Source organism: Allobacillus halotolerans, from assembly GCF_018967645.1.
Classification (GTDB): Bacteria; Bacillota; Bacilli; order Bacillales; family Alkalibacillaceae; genus Allobacillus; species Allobacillus halotolerans.
Genome location: NZ_JAHLZF010000002.1, coordinates 181276 through 201536 on the forward strand (window position 1 = coordinate 181276; position 20261 = coordinate 201536).

Sequence of the window (20261 nt, forward strand, 5' to 3'; positions counted from 1 at the left end):
TTCACTTTTATTGAAATTATAAACGCGTTCTAGCAATGATGCACATGATAAAGCGGTTAACTTTCGACTTTATCCAAAAACACCTTTACAAAAAAATAAAAATTGATTATAATACAGCTAATCAAATGTTTCCCTTAGGAAACTTTATTTTCCTTAGGCAACTCGTCTATTTTATAAAATTGTAAAAGAAGGTGAGCGTCATTAAACGTACAGTAGAATTCAATCACTTAACTGTTTCTTATTATGGAAACGAAGTGGTAAGAGATGTCTCGTGCTCTTTTGATACGGGGAATCTGATCGGCATTGTCGGCCCGAATGGTGCCGGTAAATCCACCATGATGAAAGCTGCTCTGGGATTAATTCCTAAAGACGATGGTCATGTTGAAATAGCTGGAGAACCGATTCACCGTGTTCGGAAAGAAATCGCGTATGTTCCACAACGAAATAATATCGATTGGGATTTCCCTATTCTTGTTAAGGATGTTGTATTGTTAGGGACTTATCCGCATCGAGGAATTTTCAAGCGTCCACGAAAGAAAGATCGCGAATGGGCTATGCAATGTTTGGAAAGAGTCGGAATGGAAGATTTTTGTAATCGACAAATAGCAGAACTTTCAGGAGGGCAACAACAGCGTGTATTTCTTGCTCGGGCGTTGGCGCAAAAGGCGGATTACTTTTTCTTAGACGAACCATTCGTCGGTATTGACGTAGGCAGCGAAGAAGTAATTATTCGCATTTTAAAACAGTTGCGAGATCAAGGAAAAACGATATTCGTCGTGCACCACGACCTTTCAAAAGTCGAAAATTACTTCGATGATTTAATTTTAATCAACAAAGAGCTTTACGGTGCTGGACCTGTCAACAAAGTATTCCAACCGGAAAATATGGAAAGATGCTTTAAGATGAGAATTGGCTTACCTTCAAGTTTGGGGGTCGAAGTGTAATGGAATTTTTTCAAGATTTAATGGCGTATGAATTTCTGCAAAAAGCATTTATTACCTCCATTATGGTTGGCATTATATGTGGCGTGATTGGTAGTTTCATCATATTACGTGGCATGGCTTTGATGGGGGATGCAATCTCGCACGCCGTCTTACCTGGAGTTGCGATTTCTTATATGTTAGGAATCAATTTCTTTTATGGCGCAGTTGTCACGGGTGTATTGACATCATTGGGAATCGGAGCCATCAGTCAAAACAGCCGGATTAAAAACGATTCCTCGATTGGAATCGTCTTCGCAGCTATGTTTGCGCTCGGGATTATTCTCATTACATCTGCACAAAGTGCGATTGACTTAACACAAATTCTTTTCGGCAATGTGTTGTCTGTTCGTACTTCTGATGTGATTGTCACCCTTGTTGTTGGAGTTGTTGTCCTATTAGCCGTTTATCTATTTTATAAGGAACTGCTTGTTTCCAGTTTTGATGAAACGATGGCTGCAGCTTATGGATTAAAAGTACGTATGATTCATTACGGCATCATGGTATTACTAACACTGGTTACGGTTGCTTCTCTTCAAACAGTGGGCGTCGTTCTTGTCATAGCGATGCTAATCACACCGGCAGCCACAGCTTATCTACTGACAAACCGTCTATCCACCATGATCTTTTTAGCAGCCTTTTTTGGGGCAGCATCTTCTGTGATCGGGCTTTATGTCAGCTTCACGTATAATTTGCCATCTGGCCCAGTGATCGTACTAGTAGCAACAGCTATTTTTGCTTTTATGTTCCTTTTTTCACCAAAGCAAGGGGTCGTCGGACGAATGCTTCAATCGAATAGAAGAAAAGTAGCTTAAGAATAAATAAAGATAAAGGGAGAGTATGAAAATAATGAAACCTGTATTAAGGAGTATGTATCTAGCAAGTTTAATTTTACTTCTAGTATTTCTCGCAGCATGTGGAAGTGAGGACACCACTTCAGCCGCCGACCAGGAAGGCTCAGCAAACGACGCTGAAGAAACAAGTGCAAATGAAGATAAGTTGCAAGTCGTTTCTTCTTTTACGATTATTACAGACATGGTAAGAGAAGTCGGTGGCGATAAGGTAGATGTTCATAACTTAGTGCCTACTGGGACGGATCCACATGAGTACGAACCATTACCAGAAGACACCAAGAAAGCAGCAGACGCTGATGTTTTGTTCTATAATGGCATGAACTTAGAAGGCGGAGAAGATGGTTGGTTTTTCAAAATGATTGATTCTGTCGGCCAAGATCATGCTAAAGTATATAGCTTAACCGAGCAAATCGAACCGATGTATTTACGTGATGAAACAACAAATGAAGAAGAAATTAATCCACATTCTTTCATTGACCCTGTCGTAGGAATTCAGATGGTAAAAGATATGCGGGACGCATTTGTAGAAGTCGATCCAGACAACAAGGACTATTATGAGAAACGGGCAAGTGACTATTTAGATCGACTAGGTGAATTAGAAAAAGAGTATGCAGATCGATTAGGAGAGCTCCCTGAAGAAAATAAAGTTTTAGTAACGAGCGAATGCGCATTCCAATACATGCTTGACCGGTATGACATGAAAGAAGCGTGTATTTGGAAAGTTGACACCGAAGAAAATGGTTCTCCAGGACAGATTACTTCTTTACTAAAATTCATTGAAGAAGAAAATGTACCTCTTCTATTTTTAGAATCCAATGTTGATCCAAGACCTATGGAAACTGTTTCAAAAGAGTCAGGTGTGGAAATATTTGAGAAGCCAATCTATTCAGATGAGATTGGAAAGCCTGGTGATGAAGTCGATACGTATGTCAAATACCTAACCTATAATATCAACATTATCTCTGAAGGTCTTAGCCAACAATAAAAAAATTTTTGATGGTTGGTACCTTTTTGGTTTAAATGTTTGTCATCATTTATGGTAAGTAAAATTAATAAAAAACGACAACAATCAGCTGTAAGTGCATATGTTGAAGGACAAGAAACTGAAAAAGAAAGTAAAACTGAAAACACAAGCAGTAGCCCACAAAACAAGAACACTCAGAAGAAACCAACAAAACAACAAGAAAAGAGTAACTCAGAAAAGATTAGTAATGAGTTTGACATTTATGAAGAGTTGACTCAAAAACAGAAACCGAAAAACGTCTTTAGTGGGTTTCATCTTGAACCTCAGGTTTTTGAGGGGTTAGAGGAACTAGCGAAAAAATATGAGGCTGAAACAGGAATGAAGAAAGGTTTTAAGTCTGACTTAGTGAACAATATTTTAAAAATATACCTTGAAAGAAAAGGCGTCATAAAATAAGAACTCTTGTTCTGATTGGTCTGTTTTTATGGTATAATAGAGTTATCCCTTTTCCAAACAATTATTATTGTTTAAGGGAAGAAGATTCTTTCTTCTGGAAAGGGGTGAATAGGTATGGATGAAGTGCTGATTCTTATTACGTCAGTTATCAACCTTGTGATAGCCATAATTAATTTGGCCGTTGCAAGTATGAACTATCGTAACAAGAAAAGGGATTCCCGCTCGGCTAAGCGAAAATCCCGGTAAACTTCAAGGGTTTGAAGATTCCCGAAAGGGTTTCTTCATTCCCGACCATATTCTATTCTTATTATATCCGAAATATACAAATGTTACAAGAAATGAGGTTGCGGTATGTATTGGTTAGCATTCATCTTTTCGATCCTTGCTTTATTTATTTCCATTTATTCACTGATTCTTACGCGGAAGAAGTAAACTGTACCCTGACTTAATATATGATAATTTTTGCTTATTTGACTGGTTTCCATTCCACTTCCTCTTGATTTAGTACTTGTTTGAAATTGTTATTTTCTACTATGGTATAGTATTTTGAATCACCTACAATTATATCACTATCTGCCATATTAAAGGTAAAGTCTTTTTTAGTATGAACAAAGTTCACACGAATAATGTAAAACGAAGTGGTATGGGAACTTTTACTTTTAAAACCTTTGTTTCTCTTGAGTTTCATATTTGCTGACTTTTTCAATAATCTTTTTATCGTCTCTTGCTCTTTAATTGATACTCTCCTTTCTTCTATTCTTTTTCCGTTGTCATCCCTAATTGTCTCATTAATAATAATATCTTTAATGTCATTTTCTTCGTACAAGGAAGGTAAGGCTTCTTTAAAGGTAGTTGTTGCTTTAAAATAGAATGTATATATAATGAAGATTGCTACACAAACAATGACAAAGAAATAAAGCCACTTTTTCACCAGTTATTCCCCCCAGTTTCTTTAAAATAGTAAAAACACCTCTAAGTTATTATAACATCCTTAGAGGCGTTTTTAGAATATTTAATTAACCATATTGTGGGCTGATCCATTGTCCATTTGAAAGTTGCATTCGATTGATTCGATATGCTTTTCCTTTATGATCACCGTAAGGGTTACCACGAGGGTACCTGTTTAATCGTCCGTCAGCAGTTTGAAATTCGTGGTAATACATGGTAACGTCTAAATTTATAATGTCATTCGCATAGCAATAATCTCTTAGTTCAATACACATATTTTCTCCATTAAGGAACCCTTCTAACTGAGTTCGGTTAACAGAATTAGCAATTTCCGCAACGTTATCAACTACAACGCCAATAGCTGAAGTAGTTTTGCTCATTTTATAGAACAAAGAAAAAACAGTAGAAACAACTCCTGATACTGTATTGTAAATATGATTTTTAGAAACACCATAATACCCGTTATAATACTGTTCGTCACACAGTTCAGCCATATCGTTAAGCTGACTCGGGCTTTTCGTTGTTCTCATCCAACCTTCATCAACAAGTCTTGCCATAATACCACTCCTTATAATTATTTGATGTACCGTACATCTATTTAATAAAGAGGTTTTAACTTAGTTTTCTAAACCAAATTTAAAATTTTTTTAAAAATAAAACCGCACCCTAATTTTAGAGTACGGTTTTACTTCTCATAGAATACGAAGGTGGATATATTCAATTAATTTTTACTTGCCTGAATCATATTTTAATTGGTTACTCATTTTCATCAATAACTCATAAAAATGTGGCAAATCTCCTTGATTAGCATATCCTAAATGATGTGAAAACACTCTAGGATGATGTAGATTGTGTGATTGATATTTAGTGTATTTGACTGCTTCATCACGAACGAAAAAGAATGCAACATCTTCCCAATATTCTTCTACCCAAGCCATAGTGAAGAAGTTCACTCCGTATGCTTGAAAATAATCTTCGTAATCAAGGATGAAATACATCTCACCATCAACACCTATAAAATCTGAGCAGCCATCTGCTTCCTTAAAAGAAATGATTTCAATAGGACACTCTTCATTAATCCATTCATAATATTTATTAATAGCTTCCATCTCTGTTTTATTCTAAACTCTCTTCGTCCAAACACTTTTTCCTTGAATATGAGTTTGATTTTAATATTTTTTTTAAGTATATTAAATTAAATTATAAGAAGTATCAGTGTCATAATATGATACTATAAAACGAAAGAAATTTCACTCTATAATAACGTGATTTTACAAATAATATTATGAATAAGGTGTTGAAGAACGTGGGAATTATTTTACGGGGTATCGCAGTTGGAATTACTGAAACCGTACCTGGAATAAGTGGAAGTACGGTAGCAATGATCTTTGGAATATATGAACGATTAATTTATTCTTTAAGCTTATTAACAACAAAAAAAAGAAAAGAGGTATTACCTTTTCTAATCACATTTGCTACAGGTATGGTTATTGGGTTTGTATTTTCCATATTTATTATAAATTATTTATTAGATACTTATCGCACACCCACGCTGATGTTATTTACAGGTATTATTGTAGGTTTTTTACCCTACCTTTGGAAAGAAACGGTTTTTCTATCAAAAAACAAACTCTTATTAAAACATTATGTAATAATTGTACTGTTTTTTATTCTTGTATTAGTCAGCCAAGCATTAAACGGTATTGTTGAAATTGATTCGACTAATTTATCAATGAGTGACTATATTTTCTTTGTTGTGGCAGGGTTTATTGCGAGCACAGCTCTTGTCCTACCTGGGTTGAGTGGCGCTTTAATCTTGACTATATTAGGCTTATATGAGCTAGTAACAGTTTCTTTAATATCGTTTGATTTGGCGATAATTTTTGCTGTCGGTTCAGGAATCGTACTAGGGGTTCTGTTCACCAGTAAACTTATCCGGTATTTGTTATCAAATTACATGATAGAAACCTACGCAGCAATAATAGGGTTAGTAAGTGGTTCTATTTATGCAATTTTGAATAACTTAGAAAGTTCATTTAATACCTCAACTATTTTAATTTCAGTGGTTACGTTTATTGTTGGAATCATATTGATAGTCACATTAAAACAAACTCAACATGATTAATCTTAGTAACATTATTTTTCAGATTCTTTTATTCGGTATGTAGAATATGAGTATATGATATAAAAAGACATCTGTGCAAAATAAAACTTCTGAATAAAAATTTTATTTTGCACAGAGAATTTAATGAAATAAATTATCAAATTTTACTTTATGAATATAACTTTTCACTTAAGGGGTTACTAAAATTACTTACTTTTGAATATATTAAAATTGGTGTGACAATTACAATATTAATAAAAATTAATAAAACTAATTTTAGAATTAAGTCAGAAAATATGAAGTGCGAATAATATATTATAAAAGTATTATTTAATAAAAACAATTTAATATTTTCAAGTTTATTACTAGTTTTAGAAATAATATTATCCGTCACACGAGGGTTGGGTAGAAGTCCGTGGCACTGCTAAAACTCGAGAGAAGCGTGCAGTCGGTAAAACTGAATGGGGAGTTCATCACTTTACGAGAGCATGGCTACAAAAAAGGAACGGTACTGCTAGACAAGGTGTAGTAACCGTTTACGGAACTGGAACAACTATGGCCAAGAGTGGTTGGGGTAACACTAATCTAATTTCTCCAGACCCATATGTTGCTAGAACAGGATATGGTAAAGTTCATAACCCTAATAATCCTCTTTCTACGGATCAATAACTATTGGATAGAAACACCCCTGATTATTTAGGGGTGTTTCCATTTCTAAGTTTATTATTATAACTTTGTCAAAATAATGAAATCTTAACACATAGTAACAATTTAATTAATGAAAAAATGAGAATTTTTAAAAATATAGACCTTTTTTACTATATATGTAATCAAACTAAGAAGAGTGTCTTTCTTTATAGGAATCTACAAGATTCTAACGTTTTAAACTTAAACTGATTGTTTTGAAATTATGTAGGGTCCATATAGAACTAGTTTTAGATCTTGCTATTTTTTTATTCCGTTAATGAATCCACCCAAGTATAAAGACCAGATAAACAAAGATAGCTTAACAGGAATTTTGTTCATTGAATTTGGACCGCCACAATGAGGGGCATAAATTTGTACTTCCAGAAACTTCCATTAAACACCTTCTGCAAAATTTCATTTTATCACCCTAGTAAAGTTGTACTGTAATGATCTAATTTTTGGTCGAAATCATTGAACAAGCTCTCATAGAGTGTTTTGATTTCTTTTTTCTAACTTCATGATGATAAACAAACTTTTCTTTTTTTCATGGTAAAGATAAGCTTCAACCAAAGTTTGTTTCAACTGTTCAATTTATTTTTCTCTATTCATATAACCACCCTTATTCTTCATAGAGTAAAGTTTCAAAATCATTAGGAACACGACAAGTTCGATAACTTCTTGAAAAGTATCTTGCAAGAACTAATTCGACTTCGGATTTTTCAGGAAAAGATAAGTTATCAAATAGAAATACACGAGGGTCTGGATTAGGCTTTTCTTTTTCCATAAAGAATATTTTCCACGTTAAGTAAGGTGTAGCTTGTTGATTTACTATCAACCAATTTAAAATTTTTCTTTGTTCATCTGATAATTTTAATTTCTTCTTTAAAACCAATACCAAAGTAATTCACTCATTTCTTTTTTGTTGGAAAAAATAGTGTTTGTAAAGGTTAACTAAAAATAAACGATAATATAGAAAAGCGTGGTACCTGCCTAATCGGTAAGTACCACGCTTTTTCAATTTACTGAGTTTTGTCCCCGCCTCACGGTTTTGTTCATGTTATTGACTTTTGTCAGAGACTTTCACCAATAACTTTCCGATATTGTTACCTTTGAACAGATCTAAAAATGCTTCTGGAATATTGTCAAAACCTTCAACAATTGTTTCACGATAACTCAACTTGCCCTCTTGTAGCCATTTACCTAATTGCACGGCACCTTCTTTGAAGCGGTCTGTATAGTTACCGACCGTAAACCCTTGCATCATTGCACTTTTCTTAATGAGCGTTGTTTGTACACGTGGTCCCAGGTCCGCTTCTTCCGAGTTATATGTCGAGATTGCACCACATACTGGAACACGAGCAAATGTATTCAGCTGTGATAGAACGGCATCAGAGATCTCTCCACCGACGTTATCAAAGTATACATCGACCTTATTCGGACATGCTTTCTTTAAATCTTCTGCTAAGTTTTTCGTTGTTTTGTAATTGATTCCTTCGTCAAAACCTAATTCATCTTTTAAAAACTGAATCTTTTCATCAGATCCCGCAATGCCGACAACATGTGCACCTTTGATTTTAGCAATTTGTCCGACAATCGAACCGACGGAACCGGCTGCACCAGATATGACTACCGTTTCGCCTTCTTTCGGTTGGCCAATATCTAACAAGCCAAAGTAAGCCGTCAATCCCGTCATACCTAGGATTCCTAAATGTGTCGAGATTGGAGCTACTGATGGGTCAATTTTACGAATTTCATTCGCTTGAGCGACATAGTATTCTTGCCAGCCAAAGTTTCCGATTACAACGTCACCAACTGTGTAATGCTCTGACTTCGATTCGATCACTTCACCGATTGAACCGCCTTCGATGACTTCATTTAATTGAAAAGGCTCAATATACGATTCTGCGTCTACCATTCTTCCACGCATATATGGATCGACGGAAACATATAGGGTGCGAAGTAAAACTTCATCCTGCTGAATTTCGTTGATTTCTTCTGTCTTGAATTGGAATGTCTGCTCATCAGGCATTCCCTTTGGACGTTCTGCTAACGTAATTTGTCTATTTTTTATTGTCATGGAATTCCCCTTTCAATTTATCGAAGTCGTTTCTTTTCATAAGTATCACAACACAGCGACCTTCTTAAGATTAATCTAGTTCTAGCGTATCACAGCTTCCAATTCGTATGTCAATTCAGACCACTTAAAAAAGCATGCCGCAATTAGATGTGCGGCATGCTTTTTTTCTTTCTTATAAATAACCCATGTGTTTAGCTTCCTTGGTCAATTGCTCCCTGAATTTTGGATGAGCAATTTCGATCAGAGCCTTCGTCCGCTCCCGAATTGTTTTGCCTCGAAGTCTTGCAATACCGTATTCCGTAACAATATAATCAACATCATTTTTATGCGTTGTCACTGGGGCACCCTGCTGAAGCGTTGGAACAATTTTCGTGATCTCGTCATTTTTCGCAGTGGAGTGCAGGCAAATCACACCTCTCCCATTCTCAGAAAAATGTGAAGCGAGTTGGAAATCTGATTGTCCACCTGTTGATGAAAAATACGTGTTACCCACTTTTTCCGCATTTACTTGTCCTAAAAAATCAACTTCGACTCCAGCATTCACAGTCACCAAGTCGTCGATTTCTTTCAGCTTACATGCATTGTTCGTCTGGCTAACTGGTAGCATATAAATATCATCGTTTTCATGCATGAAGTCGTATAGTTTTTTCGAACCATAAGCGAATGTTGCAGTCATTTTCCCTTTTTTGAATGGGTTGTTTTCATTCGTGACTGCTCCACTCTTAAATAATTCGATAATCTTTTCAGGAATCATTTCCGTATGAATCGTTAAATTACGGTAACCTTTCAAGTTGTCAATGATCGCGTTCGGTATCGAGCCAAACCCAACCTGCAATGTGTCACCATTTTTAATCAAACTAGCGACATGGTCACCAATCTTCATATCCTTCTCTGACTGACCGGGTGTACTAGGTAACTCAGGTAATGGTTGATGATGCTCAACGATTGCTGTCACGTCAGAAATATGGATTTGATTTTCGCCATATGTCCGTGGCATGTGCTCATTGACTTCCACTAAAATCGTCTCTGCCTCTTTCACCATCGAAATGGTATGATCTGCGTTTGTGCCCATTGAAAAATAGCCATTTTCATCCATCGGAGAGACAACAGTCATCACGACAGGTTTTCGAGCAATTTGTTTCAATAATTTTGGTAGATCCGAAAAGTGATTCGGCAATAAATCTATTTTTCCTTCATTGAATGCTTTACGTTCAGAAGCCCCTAAAAATAAACTTGTTATCTTTAATTTATCTGGGTCAACATCAATTAATTCACGGGTGGTCAACATCGTAAATAGACGGTTGTCACTTAAGCCGTCATGATTCTCCAATTGTTTGATCAGTGCATCCGGTTCTGCACAGCCTAACGGAGAAATAATATCGGTTCCAGGTTGAATATGTTGAACAGCTTCTGCGACTGATTGTAGTTTTTCATTGTATAAGGCTTGATAATTCATCTGATTTCCTCCTTGATGTCAATACGAATCATACTATAATAAAATATTTCCCTGATCGATCTATTCCAATCAAAATAAAAACCCGTCGTTAAACGAGATATAAGAAAAACAGGCCCTCCAAAATATAGATTTACTTTTTTAACCATTCATTGATAAGCTGATCCGTTTTTGTTTCCTTCGCTTTTCTCATGAGATATTCGATGTCCATGATCTGATCATCCTCTTTATGGATAAAGAACATTCGCTCCGCCCATTCGTAATCTTCCGTCCATTCAGGATGAGCTGATTGAGAAACAATCGCTGATTCCAAACGATGAATGATCAAATCTTCAATTCCTATAACAGATACTTCTCTGCCACTATCTAATTCAATTTGAATGACTTTCTCTAAATTCCCTTCTAAAAAGTTGCCGGGTATTTCGAGGGAAAGTTCCAGTTTTTCATGATACCAGACGCGACCTTCCCTTTTAAAACCTAATTCTTCGGTTAGAAGGGAATCTATTTGGGCCCGTCCATCTGATATCAAATCAATATCCTGCGTTGTATAGTGATTTCGCGTGTAAATTTCAACAGATAAGCCACCAACGATAATCGGAGTTATTTTACTTTCACTCAAATAAGATGTCAATAACCCACATAACTCCAACATACGTTCATGCTTACTTAACAGATTTAACTTAGAAAACTCTGCTTTCAACTCACTCAGACGGATCATAATACATTCTCCGTTTCCCAATCATTTTCATTTTATCTTCTTTTTTGGCTCGGTCTACACTTGCTTTAGCGACGGCTGTCAGTGCTCTCCGTTCATCTGCTGATCGTCGCTTAATTTTTTTTACTTGTGGTTGTTGTGCTTTACGAGAATGAATCCGTTCATTTACTTTTTTTCGATTTTTATCAATGTTTTGTTCGATTTGCGACATCTTAATATACCGCATAAGAACCCACACCTTCACAATAGTCTATATTCATTTTAACTGAATGGTGAGTAGATATCTATTATCTCTATCATTGCTTAATAAAAATTCCACACCAAAAACGGCATCAATTATTTGAATCATATGATTGATGCTATTTTTTATTTTTCTAGATGGCTATGCCCCTCCCTTTTTTTAATTTAAATTGAGTCTTAGACACTGAAGAACCATAAACCGCCAACAATCCAAAAAAACAAAACATAGAGAATAAAAAGAGCCTTATAAAGCTTATTAACTTTCGGCGTCACTTTTTCTTCATCGAAATAACCATGTAATTCAGCGGGGAAATAAATCAATAAAACCCATGGAAAAGTAATTCCTATGAAGAAAAATGGATTTCCGAATTCGGCAACCATCACCTCACTACCAAATAGGAGAAGTGGGATGAATAAGAAAGTAGATATAACTAAAATCAATCGAACAGGTTTACCTTTTTCACTAAACAAGAAACGATCTGCTTTCTTAAATGGATCATTTCCCATATCCTTATCATCACCCTCTAAGAAAATTATGTATTAGGTTTATTCATTTCAATTCTTATCTCTTTAATAAGTGTAAACGAAATTTTAAAGAGATGGTAATTGATTAAACACCCCTGGAAGAATATGGATGTGTTCAGAAATGAGTTGGTTTCTTCACATTTACTTTTGGATAAGTCGCTTACTCGACTATTAAGGAATATTACTATATGTTGTGCTCTATCCATTTATGCTTTTAAGTATATCCAACAGTCACAAGCATTCCAATTCTCTTCTTACCATTCTTGGATTAAACTGACTGTACAATGAAAACAACAAGGAATGAAATCCATGAACTATTATAGCGACGTCATACAATACCGTGGGAACCATTACGATTTTGGCTATTATCAAGGTAAGTTACTACTTGATTCCCCGATTATTCATAACCGAAGAAAACAATGGGGTCCGAAGAAGGACCGTCATTTTATTATTGATCAGGACAGTTTCGAGCAGGTCATGAAACAATTTTCTCCAGCTATTTTGGAAGAAATTCACGGGCTTGCTGATGCGCTTGAAATGAATTTGACGGAGGCTTATCGACTCTTTGGTGGGTACTATCATGAGTTCGTCCGGAGTGGTTGTTCGATTTTCACAGAACCAGATTTTATGGTCAGAAATTACGACAGTCATCCTGTAGGTTACGAAGGAAGGTACCTATTTTACAAACCGACTGATCAAGGATTCGCTACACTTGGTCCTTCCATGCAAATTACCGGCCGAATCGATGGGATGAACGAAAAAGGTCTTGTCATGGGCTACAACTTTACCCATAGTAAAAAATCAGGTAATGGCTTTCTTTGTAATATGATTGGGCGATTGATTTTAGAGAACTGTTCAAACGTCGAAGAGGCAGTCGACTTACTGAAAGAAATTCCACATCGACATTCATTTAGCTATGTACTTCTGGATCCGAGTGGTGAGTCATTTGTCATAGAAGCTTCTCCAAGAAAAGTCATTGCCCGGAAATCGAATGTATGTACGAATCACTTTCATTTACTTGATGAAGAAAATCGATATCGACAAGAAGAAACGAGACAGCGTGAGCAAACCATTCAAGAACAGCAAAAGCATTCAACGAACCCAATGGAAGCTTTTCGTGTGATGAACGATCCTCAATATGATGTTTTCTCCAAGAAGTATGATGCATCCGCTGGTACCATTCACACATCTGCCTACTTTCCGAAAGAGATGAAAGCTTGGCTTGTCATCGGTGCAAATCGCATGCCTGTTATTTTTGATTTCAATAAATGGCTTCAAGGAAACCAGGTTCTTGTTAAACGAATGAAAGGCGAACTGGATTATTCGAGACCTTTTGTGAATATGGAAAAACTATAAATTTCTCAGCCTTGGAATCTTTCCTTGGCTTTATCATTCAATTACCACCCGTATGCAAACAAAAGAACACGATGACCAACGAGAACCCTTGTATGCTAAAGTGGAGACCGATCAATAAAAATGATAAGTATCGTTTCGAATAAATCTGTAATTATTTAAAAAAGAGTAATGTGTCGAGTGGAATTTATAAAGATTTATCAATCGCTCGGATCATAGCTCCTTCGTCTTTTTCTTGTATTAATTGTATAATGAGTATATAATGAGAATAGAATATGGGCAGGGAATGAAGAAACCCTTTCGGGAATCTTCAAACCCTGTGAAGTTACCGGGATTTCCGCTTTGCAGAGCGGGAGTCCTTTTTCCTGTTACGATAGTTCATTTTTGCAACAGCAAAATTGATAATAGCTATTACAAAATTAATGACTGACGTAACAATGATCAGCACTTCAACCATACCTATTCACCCCTTTCCAGAAGAAAGAATCTTCTTCCCTTAAACAAATTTAATTGTTTGGAAAAGGGATAACTCTATTATACCATAAAAACAGACCAACCAGAACAAGGGTTCTTATTTTATGACACCTTTTCCCTCGCTTAATAATTTAATCATAACCCGTATTTAAAATGAAGCGATGAAATGAACTTGACGGAGACTTATCGGCTTTTTGGTGGGTACTATCATGAGTTCGTAAATTTGTGCGAGCCGCTCGATAAACTGTTCCAACCGCTCGATAAACTGTTCCAACCGCTCGATAAACCGTTCCAGCCGCTCGATAAACCGTTCCAGCCGCTCGATAAACCGTTCCAGCCGCTCGATAAACCGTTCCAGCCGCTCGATAAACCGTTCCAACCGCTCGATAAACCGTTCCAACCACCCGACAAGGCGGTTTCGTTTATTGAAATGTTTCAACAGGCAACCTATTATACTAAACTACACGCAAAAAAAAGCTTGAGACTAAATGTATGTTCAATCACACATTTTGATCTCAAGCTTCATTTGTATATTTATTTCATCGATTTATTGTGCAACTAATTCATCGATTCGTTTCACGACTTTTTCATATGGTTTGTTCAAAACAATAGCGACTTCTCTAAACAGAATGTCTTGGATGTTTTTCAGCAGTTTGCCATCCAGCTCACTAAACTTTCGGCCTTCTTCTTCTGTTTCTTGCTTCTTGCGTAACAACGTACTTGCTACCTTCGCAATTTCCAAGCGGTCACCTTGATTCAAAATACTTTTATAATCTCTCGTTCTTTGTTGGGGTCTTTCAATCCATTCAACCCCTTCTCCACTGAAAGTTTCGATGACTTTTTCAGCTTCTGATCTGTTCATGATTCGTTGCATGTTTTTTTGTTTACTTTCAACAGGAGCATGAATTGTCAAATTCTGATCATTATCAACCGGCTGTAACATGTAATACTTCTTCGTAACGCCACCATACGTTTGATCACAAATATCTTCTACCCGACAAATTCCATGTGATGAATAAACAATCAAATCTCCAATGCTCAGCATTATATTGGCTCCCTTATGTTGAATTGTCAACTTAGTTTACTTTAAGTATATCTCTTTAAAACTTTTTTGTCAACTAAGTTGATTTAATGCCCATCTTTTTGTATAGTAGCTTAAGAAAATAAAATAGGAGTGAACAGAGTGAGCTTCAACTTACATCAATTAGATTTACTTGATTTAATCAGTGAAAGGTATTTAAAATTACGTAAAATATCTGAAGCACAGTGGAATAGTCACCACGAACTCCCCATTTCAAAATCTGAATGGTTTATATTGTTACGAATATACCAGGAGAAAGAAACAACCGTTTCCTTTATATCCAAAAGCGTCGATATTACCCGCCAAGCAACCCATAAGTTCATCAAGCAGCTTCAAGAAAAAGGACTTGTTGAAGTAGGCGAACAAGAAAACAATCGAAAAGAAAAACGTATTCAACTAACAACTTTCGGAAAAGAATGCTATGAAAAAAATGCGCAATTACAAGCGAATTTAGAAAAGGAAATTGCCGAGCACATTGGTCAAGAACGACTAGAACAGCTAAAAGATATCTTAAAGATGAACTGGGGAATCGAACAATAGATTTTTTCAATTGTACATAAAAAAGGAGCATGAACTGTCACTTCGACAGTTGATGCTCCTTTTTATTATGAATGAGTTGCTTCAAACTCAACGTCATGAAAATCTAATTTTTTAGCAGTAAACTCTTTCATTTCACGTACAAGCTCTGGATTGTCCCTCAATGACTGACCGTAGGATGGAACCATTTCTTTTAATTTCGGTTTCCACTCTTCAACACGATCCGGGAAGCATGTTTCAATCAATTCGAACATAATGGAGACAGCAGTTGACGCTCCTGGTGATGCACCTAGTAAAGCTGCCATCGAACCGTCTTCCGAACTGACCACTTCCGTACCAAATTTCAGGATTCCTTTACCTTCTTCTGTATCTTTGATAATTTGTACACGCTGTCCAGCTGTTGTCATTTCCCAATCTTCATCTTTCGCTGTCGGGATAAACTCACGCAACTGATCCATCCGCTTCTCTTTCGATAACATTAGTTGAGAAATGAGATATTTGGTGAGCGTGAAGTTTTTCATTCCTCCCGCTAACATCGTCGTTAGGTTATTCGGTTTAATCGAACTGAACAAGTCTGCGTTTGATCCCGTCTTCAAAAATTTCGGAGACCAGCCCGCAAACGGACCGAAAAGCAATGACTCCTTCCCTTCGATCATACGTGTATCCAAGTGTGGAACGGACATCGGTGGTGCTCCAACTGGTGCTTTTCCATACACTTTCGCATAGTGTTCTTTAACTAGTTCTGGTTTTTGTGTGTAAAGGAACTCCCCACTGACCGGGAATCCGCCTACACCTTTACTGCCTGGAATGCCTGTCTTTTGAAGTAAATGGATACTTCCGCCACCGGCACCGATAAACACGAAGTTCGCTTCATGGAAGGTGACGTTTCCGCTTGCGACGTTTCGAACTTTCACTTCCCATGTGCCATCTTCGTTTTGTTCAAGTTCGTCGACACTATGCTTGTAACGAAGGTCAACGCCTTGGGTTTCCAGGTGTTCGAACAATTTACGCGTCAACGCACCAAAGTTGACATCTGTTCCATCGTCGATACGTGTTGCAGCAATGGGTTCACTAACTTCGCGTTCTTTCATCATTAACGGAATCCATTCCTTCAATTGTTCAGGGTCATCAGAGAACTCCATATTTTCAAATAGCGGGTTATCGACTAATGCTTCATACCGCTTTTTCAAGTACTCGACATTTTCTTTTCCATGAACAATGCTCATATGTGGTAGCTGAATCAAGAACTCTCTCGGTTGATCCATGAGTCCCTTCTCAACTAAATAAGACCAAAACTGTCTCGACTCTTGGAATTGTTCGTTGATTTTCAAGGCTTTTGCCGTTTCGATTGTTCCGTCCGGCTTTTCTGGTGTATAGTTCAGCTCGCATAAGGCTGAATGGCCCGTACCAGCATTATTCCATTCGTTAGAGCTTTCTGCACCAGGGCTGTCCAGCTTTTCAAACACTTTAATGCTCATTTCCGGAGCCAATTCTTTTAAAATAGATCCCAATGTCGCACTCATGATTCCTGCGCCAATCAAAATCACATCTGATTTATTTGTTGTTTCACTCATAAGTAACCTTCCCTTGCATATTGTAGTGAGTGTTCGCTTATGTAAGCGCTGTCCTTCAGCACAATTTTATTATTCAAACATAACTTATAAACGTTATATATTATATCACAAATATTTACATGCTTAAATACCTCTTGTGTGTTTTGTGACACATTGTCAATCAAATTTAAGAAAAAGCGTATAACCTCTTTATCGAAAAAGGTTATACGCTATCCTTAATTGGTCCTACTTTTTCAAGAAATCTGGATCTTGATAAGATGGGTTTGGGTACGTGTAAAACCCTTCTCCTGATGAAATGCCCATTTTTCCTTTGTCGATATAGTTTTCTTTTAGATAATCTGCAATCTTCTGGGAGTCTGGATCACCATGTTGACCTTTTTGAGCGTTAATGTTGTATGGGGTCGTCATGCCGATAATGTCTAATGTTCCCATTGGGCCTCTTGGTGCGCCCGTGGCAATCATCCATGTTTTATCGATTGTTTCAACATCAGATACTTCATTCACTAAAAGCGACAAGCCTGAATTCAAGAAGGGTACAAGCAAGCTATTTAAAATATACCCTGGCTGTTCTTTGTGTAGCTCTAGTGGGACCATACCGATTTCTTTTGCAAATTCAACAACTTCGTAAAAATGGTCCATATTCGTCTTTTTATGTCTCATGACTTCCGCCGTATTATTGATCCAAATTTCGTTGGCAAAGTGCAAGGCGAGGAATTTTTCCGGACGACCTGTCGCTTCTGCAAAATCGCTTGGTAGCAATGTGGATGAGTTGGTCACAAAGACCGTTTTTTCTGGAGCAACTTCTGCTAGTTTGTTATAAAAGTTAATTTTGATATCTGTTCTTTCTGGTACAGCTTCAATCACTAAGTCTGCATCCTTCGTTGCTTCCTTCAGATCTGTAAAAAAGGTAATGCGTTCATAGGCTTGCTGCGTCTCTTCTTTCGTTGCATCAAGATCTTCTTGATAACGCTGCATCCATTTTTGATAGCGTTCTTTTGCTTTTTCAATTGCTTCATCGTTAATGTCATACACTGAAACAGTGAATCCATGAAAAGCTGTTTGATAGGCAATTTGACTACCTAATACGCCGCTTCCTGCTACTGTTATATTTTTAAAGCTCATTGAAACATCTCCTTGTGAAAAGTTTTATTACAATACTATTTTACAATAACTATTTTGTTTTTCCACTAAAAACGTCCAGAACGGAATATCGAGTAGATCATCCATGCCAGCATGCCGACAGCGATCACAAAGCCAATTTCAAGAGCGGGTATATCCCATAGTACAGAGCCTTGGCCGGCAATGGCAGAACCGATGATGATACCGGTCATAATCAAACTGAATGCTAACAAGATGATACTGAAGGATAATAAATTACTGACTCGATCCATTTTTGACAAAATATAGTTCAATGCCGGAATTCTTAACTCGACAGGTATCTTACGTTCCTTCGCTAATGCCGTCAGCTCTCTAACAATTTCTGGCATCTCTTCAATGACATCGGCGTACTCATCGACTTGATCATAGATCTCTTTTGCAAACCGCTTCGGATGGTACTTATCTCTTATTAGTTTTCGACCAAATGGTTCAGCAGCTGTGATGATACTGAAGTCCGGATCCAACTGGGCAACGACACCTTCTAATGTCAGCATCGTTTTTCCGATTAGCGTGAAATCAGAGGGCACTTCAATTTGATGTTTATGAGCGATTTGAAACATATCGGTAATCGATTGCCCTAAACTGATTTCACTGAATGGAACGTCATAATATTTGATGAGGAATTGGTCGACATCACCTTCCCATTCATGCTCATCAATATCGGCGGGAACGACTCCCATGCGTTTCATTGCTCGAGTCATCTTTTTTGTGTCTTGGCTTGTCATAGCAATGACGATCGAAGCGAGATTTCGTTGCATATCCTTTGATAGTCTTCCTACCAATCCGAAGTCCATGAAGGCAATTCCGTTTTCTTCAGGTAATGCAAAAAAGTTTCCGATATGAGGGTCGGCATGAAAATAACCGTCTTCAAACATTTGATAAAATATGGCTTGGACGAGTTTTTCAGCGAGCCACTTATTATCACATTGTGCTTGCGCTAAACCTTCTTGGTCATTTAATTTAATGCCTTCAACATATTCCATCGTCAGCACTTTTTTGGTTGTATAATCCCAATATATTTCTGGAATATACACTTGCGGGTCGTCTTCAAACTGTTTGGCCATCAGATCTGCATTCCGGCCTTCATGCTCATAATCCAATTCACTCGTAATGGATTTTTTAAATTCTTCGACCACATCGACAACCTGATAGCGCTTCGCCCAGTCTAAGCGCTTTTCTGCCCGCTCTGCCATTTCATGAAGGATTTCCAAGTCGATATGTACTTGTTTACCGACATTGGGACGTTGGACTTTCACGGCTACTTTCTCACCAGTTGGGAGAACAGCTTCATGTACTTGCCCAATCGATGCAACGCCTAAAGGTGACTCTTCGAATGAATAGAATAGTTCTTCCATTTCCCCTTCCAGTTCATCCTCAATAATCTTCCTCACTTGTTCAAAGGGAACAGGAGATATATGGTCTTGAAGTTTCGATAATTCCATTCGGATATCTTTTGGAATCAAATCTGGTCGCGTGCTCGCAAGTTGCCCGACTTTAATGAACGTCGGTCCAAGATCTTCTAAAAATTGGCGTATTCGTTCACCAACCGTTTTATCCTCCAAATTTTGATCACGATTGACCAATAAGCGACGAGGCAATGAAAAAACACGGTCCAAACCTAATTCCCTTACGAAATAGCCAAAACCATTTTTCGTAAAGGCTGTAGCAATATCCCGATATCTAGCCATATGACGCATCTGCTTTCGAATAATTCTTATCCCCTCCTTTCCATTTCCAAAACCTTTTACTGATCCTTATTGAGCTGGCGTTCCAACTGATGAAGACGGTTTTCCAATCGCTCATAATCCTCTCGTGTTGGCACATCTAATTCTTCAAGCTTCTTTTTCAATTTCGCTTGTGCTTTCTGGTTCCACTCTTCTTGGCTTTGTTCGCCCTTCGACTCAATCTCTGATAATAAACTGTTCGACTCTTGTTGGGATAGCTCCCCTTTTTCACGCAATTCTTTTAAAATTTTATCAGCTTGCTCTTTCCCGACAGCTGCCAGTCCTGCACCGATTGATAAGCCTTTCTTGAATAAGTCGCTCATGTCGACAAACGCCTCCCGATCAATTTTGTCTTTG

22 protein-coding genes are annotated in these 20261 nt (G+C 37.2%); 7 read left to right on the forward strand and 15 right to left on the reverse strand.

Annotation, left to right across the window (positions count from 1 at the left end; all coding sequences use genetic code 11):
- Window positions 1-200 precede the first annotated feature (200 nt).
- From KQ486_RS02575 to KQ486_RS02590, 4 genes are read left to right on the forward strand one after another with little or no spacing between them, the layout of a single operon-like run.
- Window positions 201-944 carry a metal ABC transporter ATP-binding protein gene (locus KQ486_RS02575; protein ID WP_216686746.1) on the forward strand — a complete coding sequence of 248 codons (744 nt, stop codon included), beginning with the start codon at window positions 201-203 and terminating at the stop codon, window positions 942-944.
- On the forward strand, window positions 944-1795 hold the full coding sequence (locus KQ486_RS02580; protein WP_144161093.1) for a metal ABC transporter permease: 852 nt from the start codon (window positions 944-946) through the stop codon (window positions 1793-1795). The genes KQ486_RS02575 and KQ486_RS02580 overlap by 1 nt, the downstream gene beginning before the upstream one ends.
- 34 nt (window positions 1796-1829) lie before the next feature.
- Window positions 1830-2819 (forward strand): metal ABC transporter solute-binding protein, Zn/Mn family, encoded by a 990-nt coding sequence (locus tag KQ486_RS02585; RefSeq protein WP_216686689.1) that lies wholly within the window; start codon window positions 1830-1832, stop codon window positions 2817-2819.
- A 39-nt stretch (window positions 2820-2858) separates the two neighbouring features.
- Entirely contained in the window at window positions 2859-3254 is a 396-nt protein-coding gene (locus KQ486_RS02590; RefSeq protein ID WP_216686690.1) for a hypothetical protein, read from the forward strand.
- Between the two features lie 466 nt (window positions 3255-3720).
- Here KQ486_RS02590 and KQ486_RS02595 read toward each other — a convergent pair whose 3' ends face one another.
- The 3 genes from KQ486_RS02595 to KQ486_RS02605 all read right to left on the reverse strand — a co-directional run bounded on the left by KQ486_RS02595 (window position 3721) and on the right by KQ486_RS02605 (window position 5311).
- The gene (locus KQ486_RS02595; RefSeq protein ID WP_216686691.1) at window positions 3721-4185 is read right to left on the reverse strand and encodes a hypothetical protein; all 465 of its coding nucleotides are present in this window, start codon (window positions 4183-4185) and stop codon (window positions 3721-3723) included.
- 85 nt (window positions 4186-4270) lie between these two features.
- A complete protein-coding gene (locus KQ486_RS02600; RefSeq protein ID WP_216686692.1) occupies window positions 4271-4759 on the reverse strand; it encodes a hypothetical protein in 489 nt (162 codons plus the stop codon).
- A 171-nt stretch (window positions 4760-4930) separates the two neighbouring features.
- Entirely contained in the window at window positions 4931-5311 is a 381-nt protein-coding gene (locus KQ486_RS02605) for a hypothetical protein (protein ID WP_144161079.1), read from the reverse strand.
- A gap of 197 nt (window positions 5312-5508) precedes the next feature.
- On the opposite strand from KQ486_RS02605, the gene KQ486_RS02610 reads away from it, so the two are divergent.
- Window positions 5509-6327, forward strand: coding sequence for a DUF368 domain-containing protein (locus tag KQ486_RS02610; RefSeq protein WP_186278677.1), 819 nt, complete (start codon window positions 5509-5511; stop codon window positions 6325-6327).
- 1285 nt (window positions 6328-7612) lie between these two features.
- Here the strand turns inward: KQ486_RS02610 and KQ486_RS02615 are convergent.
- The 6 genes from KQ486_RS02615 to KQ486_RS02640 all read right to left on the reverse strand — a co-directional run bounded on the left by KQ486_RS02615 (window position 7613) and on the right by KQ486_RS02640 (window position 11985).
- The gene (locus KQ486_RS02615) at window positions 7613-7891 is read right to left on the reverse strand and encodes a hypothetical protein (protein ID WP_144163733.1); all 279 of its coding nucleotides are present in this window, start codon (window positions 7889-7891) and stop codon (window positions 7613-7615) included.
- Window positions 7892-8050: 159 nt separating this feature from the next.
- Entirely contained in the window at window positions 8051-9070 is a 1020-nt protein-coding gene (curA, locus tag KQ486_RS02620; RefSeq protein ID WP_144163732.1) for an NADPH-dependent curcumin/dihydrocurcumin reductase, read from the reverse strand.
- A gap of 172 nt (window positions 9071-9242) precedes the next feature.
- A complete protein-coding gene (locus KQ486_RS02625) occupies window positions 9243-10526 on the reverse strand; it encodes an acetyl-CoA hydrolase/transferase family protein (RefSeq protein ID WP_144163731.1) in 1284 nt (427 codons plus the stop codon).
- Between the two features lie 130 nt (window positions 10527-10656).
- Window positions 10657-11241 carry a hypothetical protein gene (locus KQ486_RS02630; protein WP_144163730.1) on the reverse strand — a complete coding sequence of 195 codons (585 nt, stop codon included), beginning with the start codon at window positions 11239-11241 and terminating at the stop codon, window positions 10657-10659.
- Entirely contained in the window at window positions 11225-11464 is a 240-nt protein-coding gene (locus KQ486_RS02635) for a hypothetical protein (RefSeq protein WP_144163729.1), read from the reverse strand. Before KQ486_RS02635 ends, KQ486_RS02630 begins: the two co-directional genes overlap by 17 nt.
- 191 nt (window positions 11465-11655) lie before the next feature.
- A complete protein-coding gene (locus KQ486_RS02640; protein WP_144163728.1) occupies window positions 11656-11985 on the reverse strand; it encodes a hypothetical protein in 330 nt (109 codons plus the stop codon).
- 327 nt (window positions 11986-12312) lie between these two features.
- Between KQ486_RS02640 and KQ486_RS02645 the strand changes: the two genes are divergently transcribed.
- Window positions 12313-13359, forward strand: a complete 1047-nt coding sequence (locus KQ486_RS02645; RefSeq protein WP_375713318.1) for a C45 family autoproteolytic acyltransferase/hydrolase — start codon at window positions 12313-12315, stop codon at window positions 13357-13359.
- Window positions 13360-13978: 619 nt separating this feature from the next.
- Here the strand turns inward: KQ486_RS02645 and KQ486_RS02650 are convergent.
- Both KQ486_RS02650 and KQ486_RS02655 read right to left on the reverse strand, forming a co-directional pair.
- A complete protein-coding gene (locus KQ486_RS02650) occupies window positions 13979-14269 on the reverse strand; it encodes a DUF3450 domain-containing protein (RefSeq protein WP_216686694.1) in 291 nt (96 codons plus the stop codon).
- 108 nt (window positions 14270-14377) lie between these two features.
- The gene (locus tag KQ486_RS02655; protein WP_144163725.1) at window positions 14378-14875 is read right to left on the reverse strand and encodes a CarD family transcriptional regulator; all 498 of its coding nucleotides are present in this window, start codon (window positions 14873-14875) and stop codon (window positions 14378-14380) included.
- Between the two features lie 138 nt (window positions 14876-15013).
- Between KQ486_RS02655 and KQ486_RS02660 the strand changes: the two genes are divergently transcribed.
- A complete protein-coding gene (locus KQ486_RS02660; RefSeq protein WP_216686695.1) occupies window positions 15014-15451 on the forward strand; it encodes a MarR family winged helix-turn-helix transcriptional regulator in 438 nt (145 codons plus the stop codon).
- A 65-nt stretch (window positions 15452-15516) separates the two neighbouring features.
- On the opposite strand, the gene mqo is transcribed toward KQ486_RS02660, so the two are convergent.
- The 4 genes from mqo to KQ486_RS02680 form a co-directional block, all read right to left on the reverse strand.
- Window positions 15517-17043: a malate dehydrogenase (quinone) gene (gene mqo / locus KQ486_RS02665; protein ID WP_311379121.1), complete on the reverse strand. Its 1527-nt coding sequence runs from the start codon at window positions 17041-17043 to the stop codon at window positions 15517-15519.
- A gap of 204 nt (window positions 17044-17247) precedes the next feature.
- Window positions 17248-18144, reverse strand: a complete 897-nt coding sequence (locus KQ486_RS02670; RefSeq protein WP_216686697.1) for a 3-hydroxyacyl-CoA dehydrogenase — start codon at window positions 18142-18144, stop codon at window positions 17248-17250.
- A 65-nt stretch (window positions 18145-18209) separates the two neighbouring features.
- Entirely contained in the window at window positions 18210-19868 is a 1659-nt protein-coding gene (locus tag KQ486_RS02675) for an ABC1 kinase family protein (protein ID WP_216686698.1), read from the reverse strand.
- A 56-nt stretch (window positions 19869-19924) separates the two neighbouring features.
- Window positions 19925-20227: a phasin family protein gene (locus KQ486_RS02680; RefSeq protein ID WP_216686699.1), complete on the reverse strand. Its 303-nt coding sequence runs from the start codon at window positions 20225-20227 to the stop codon at window positions 19925-19927.
- Window positions 20228-20261 lie beyond the last annotated feature (34 nt).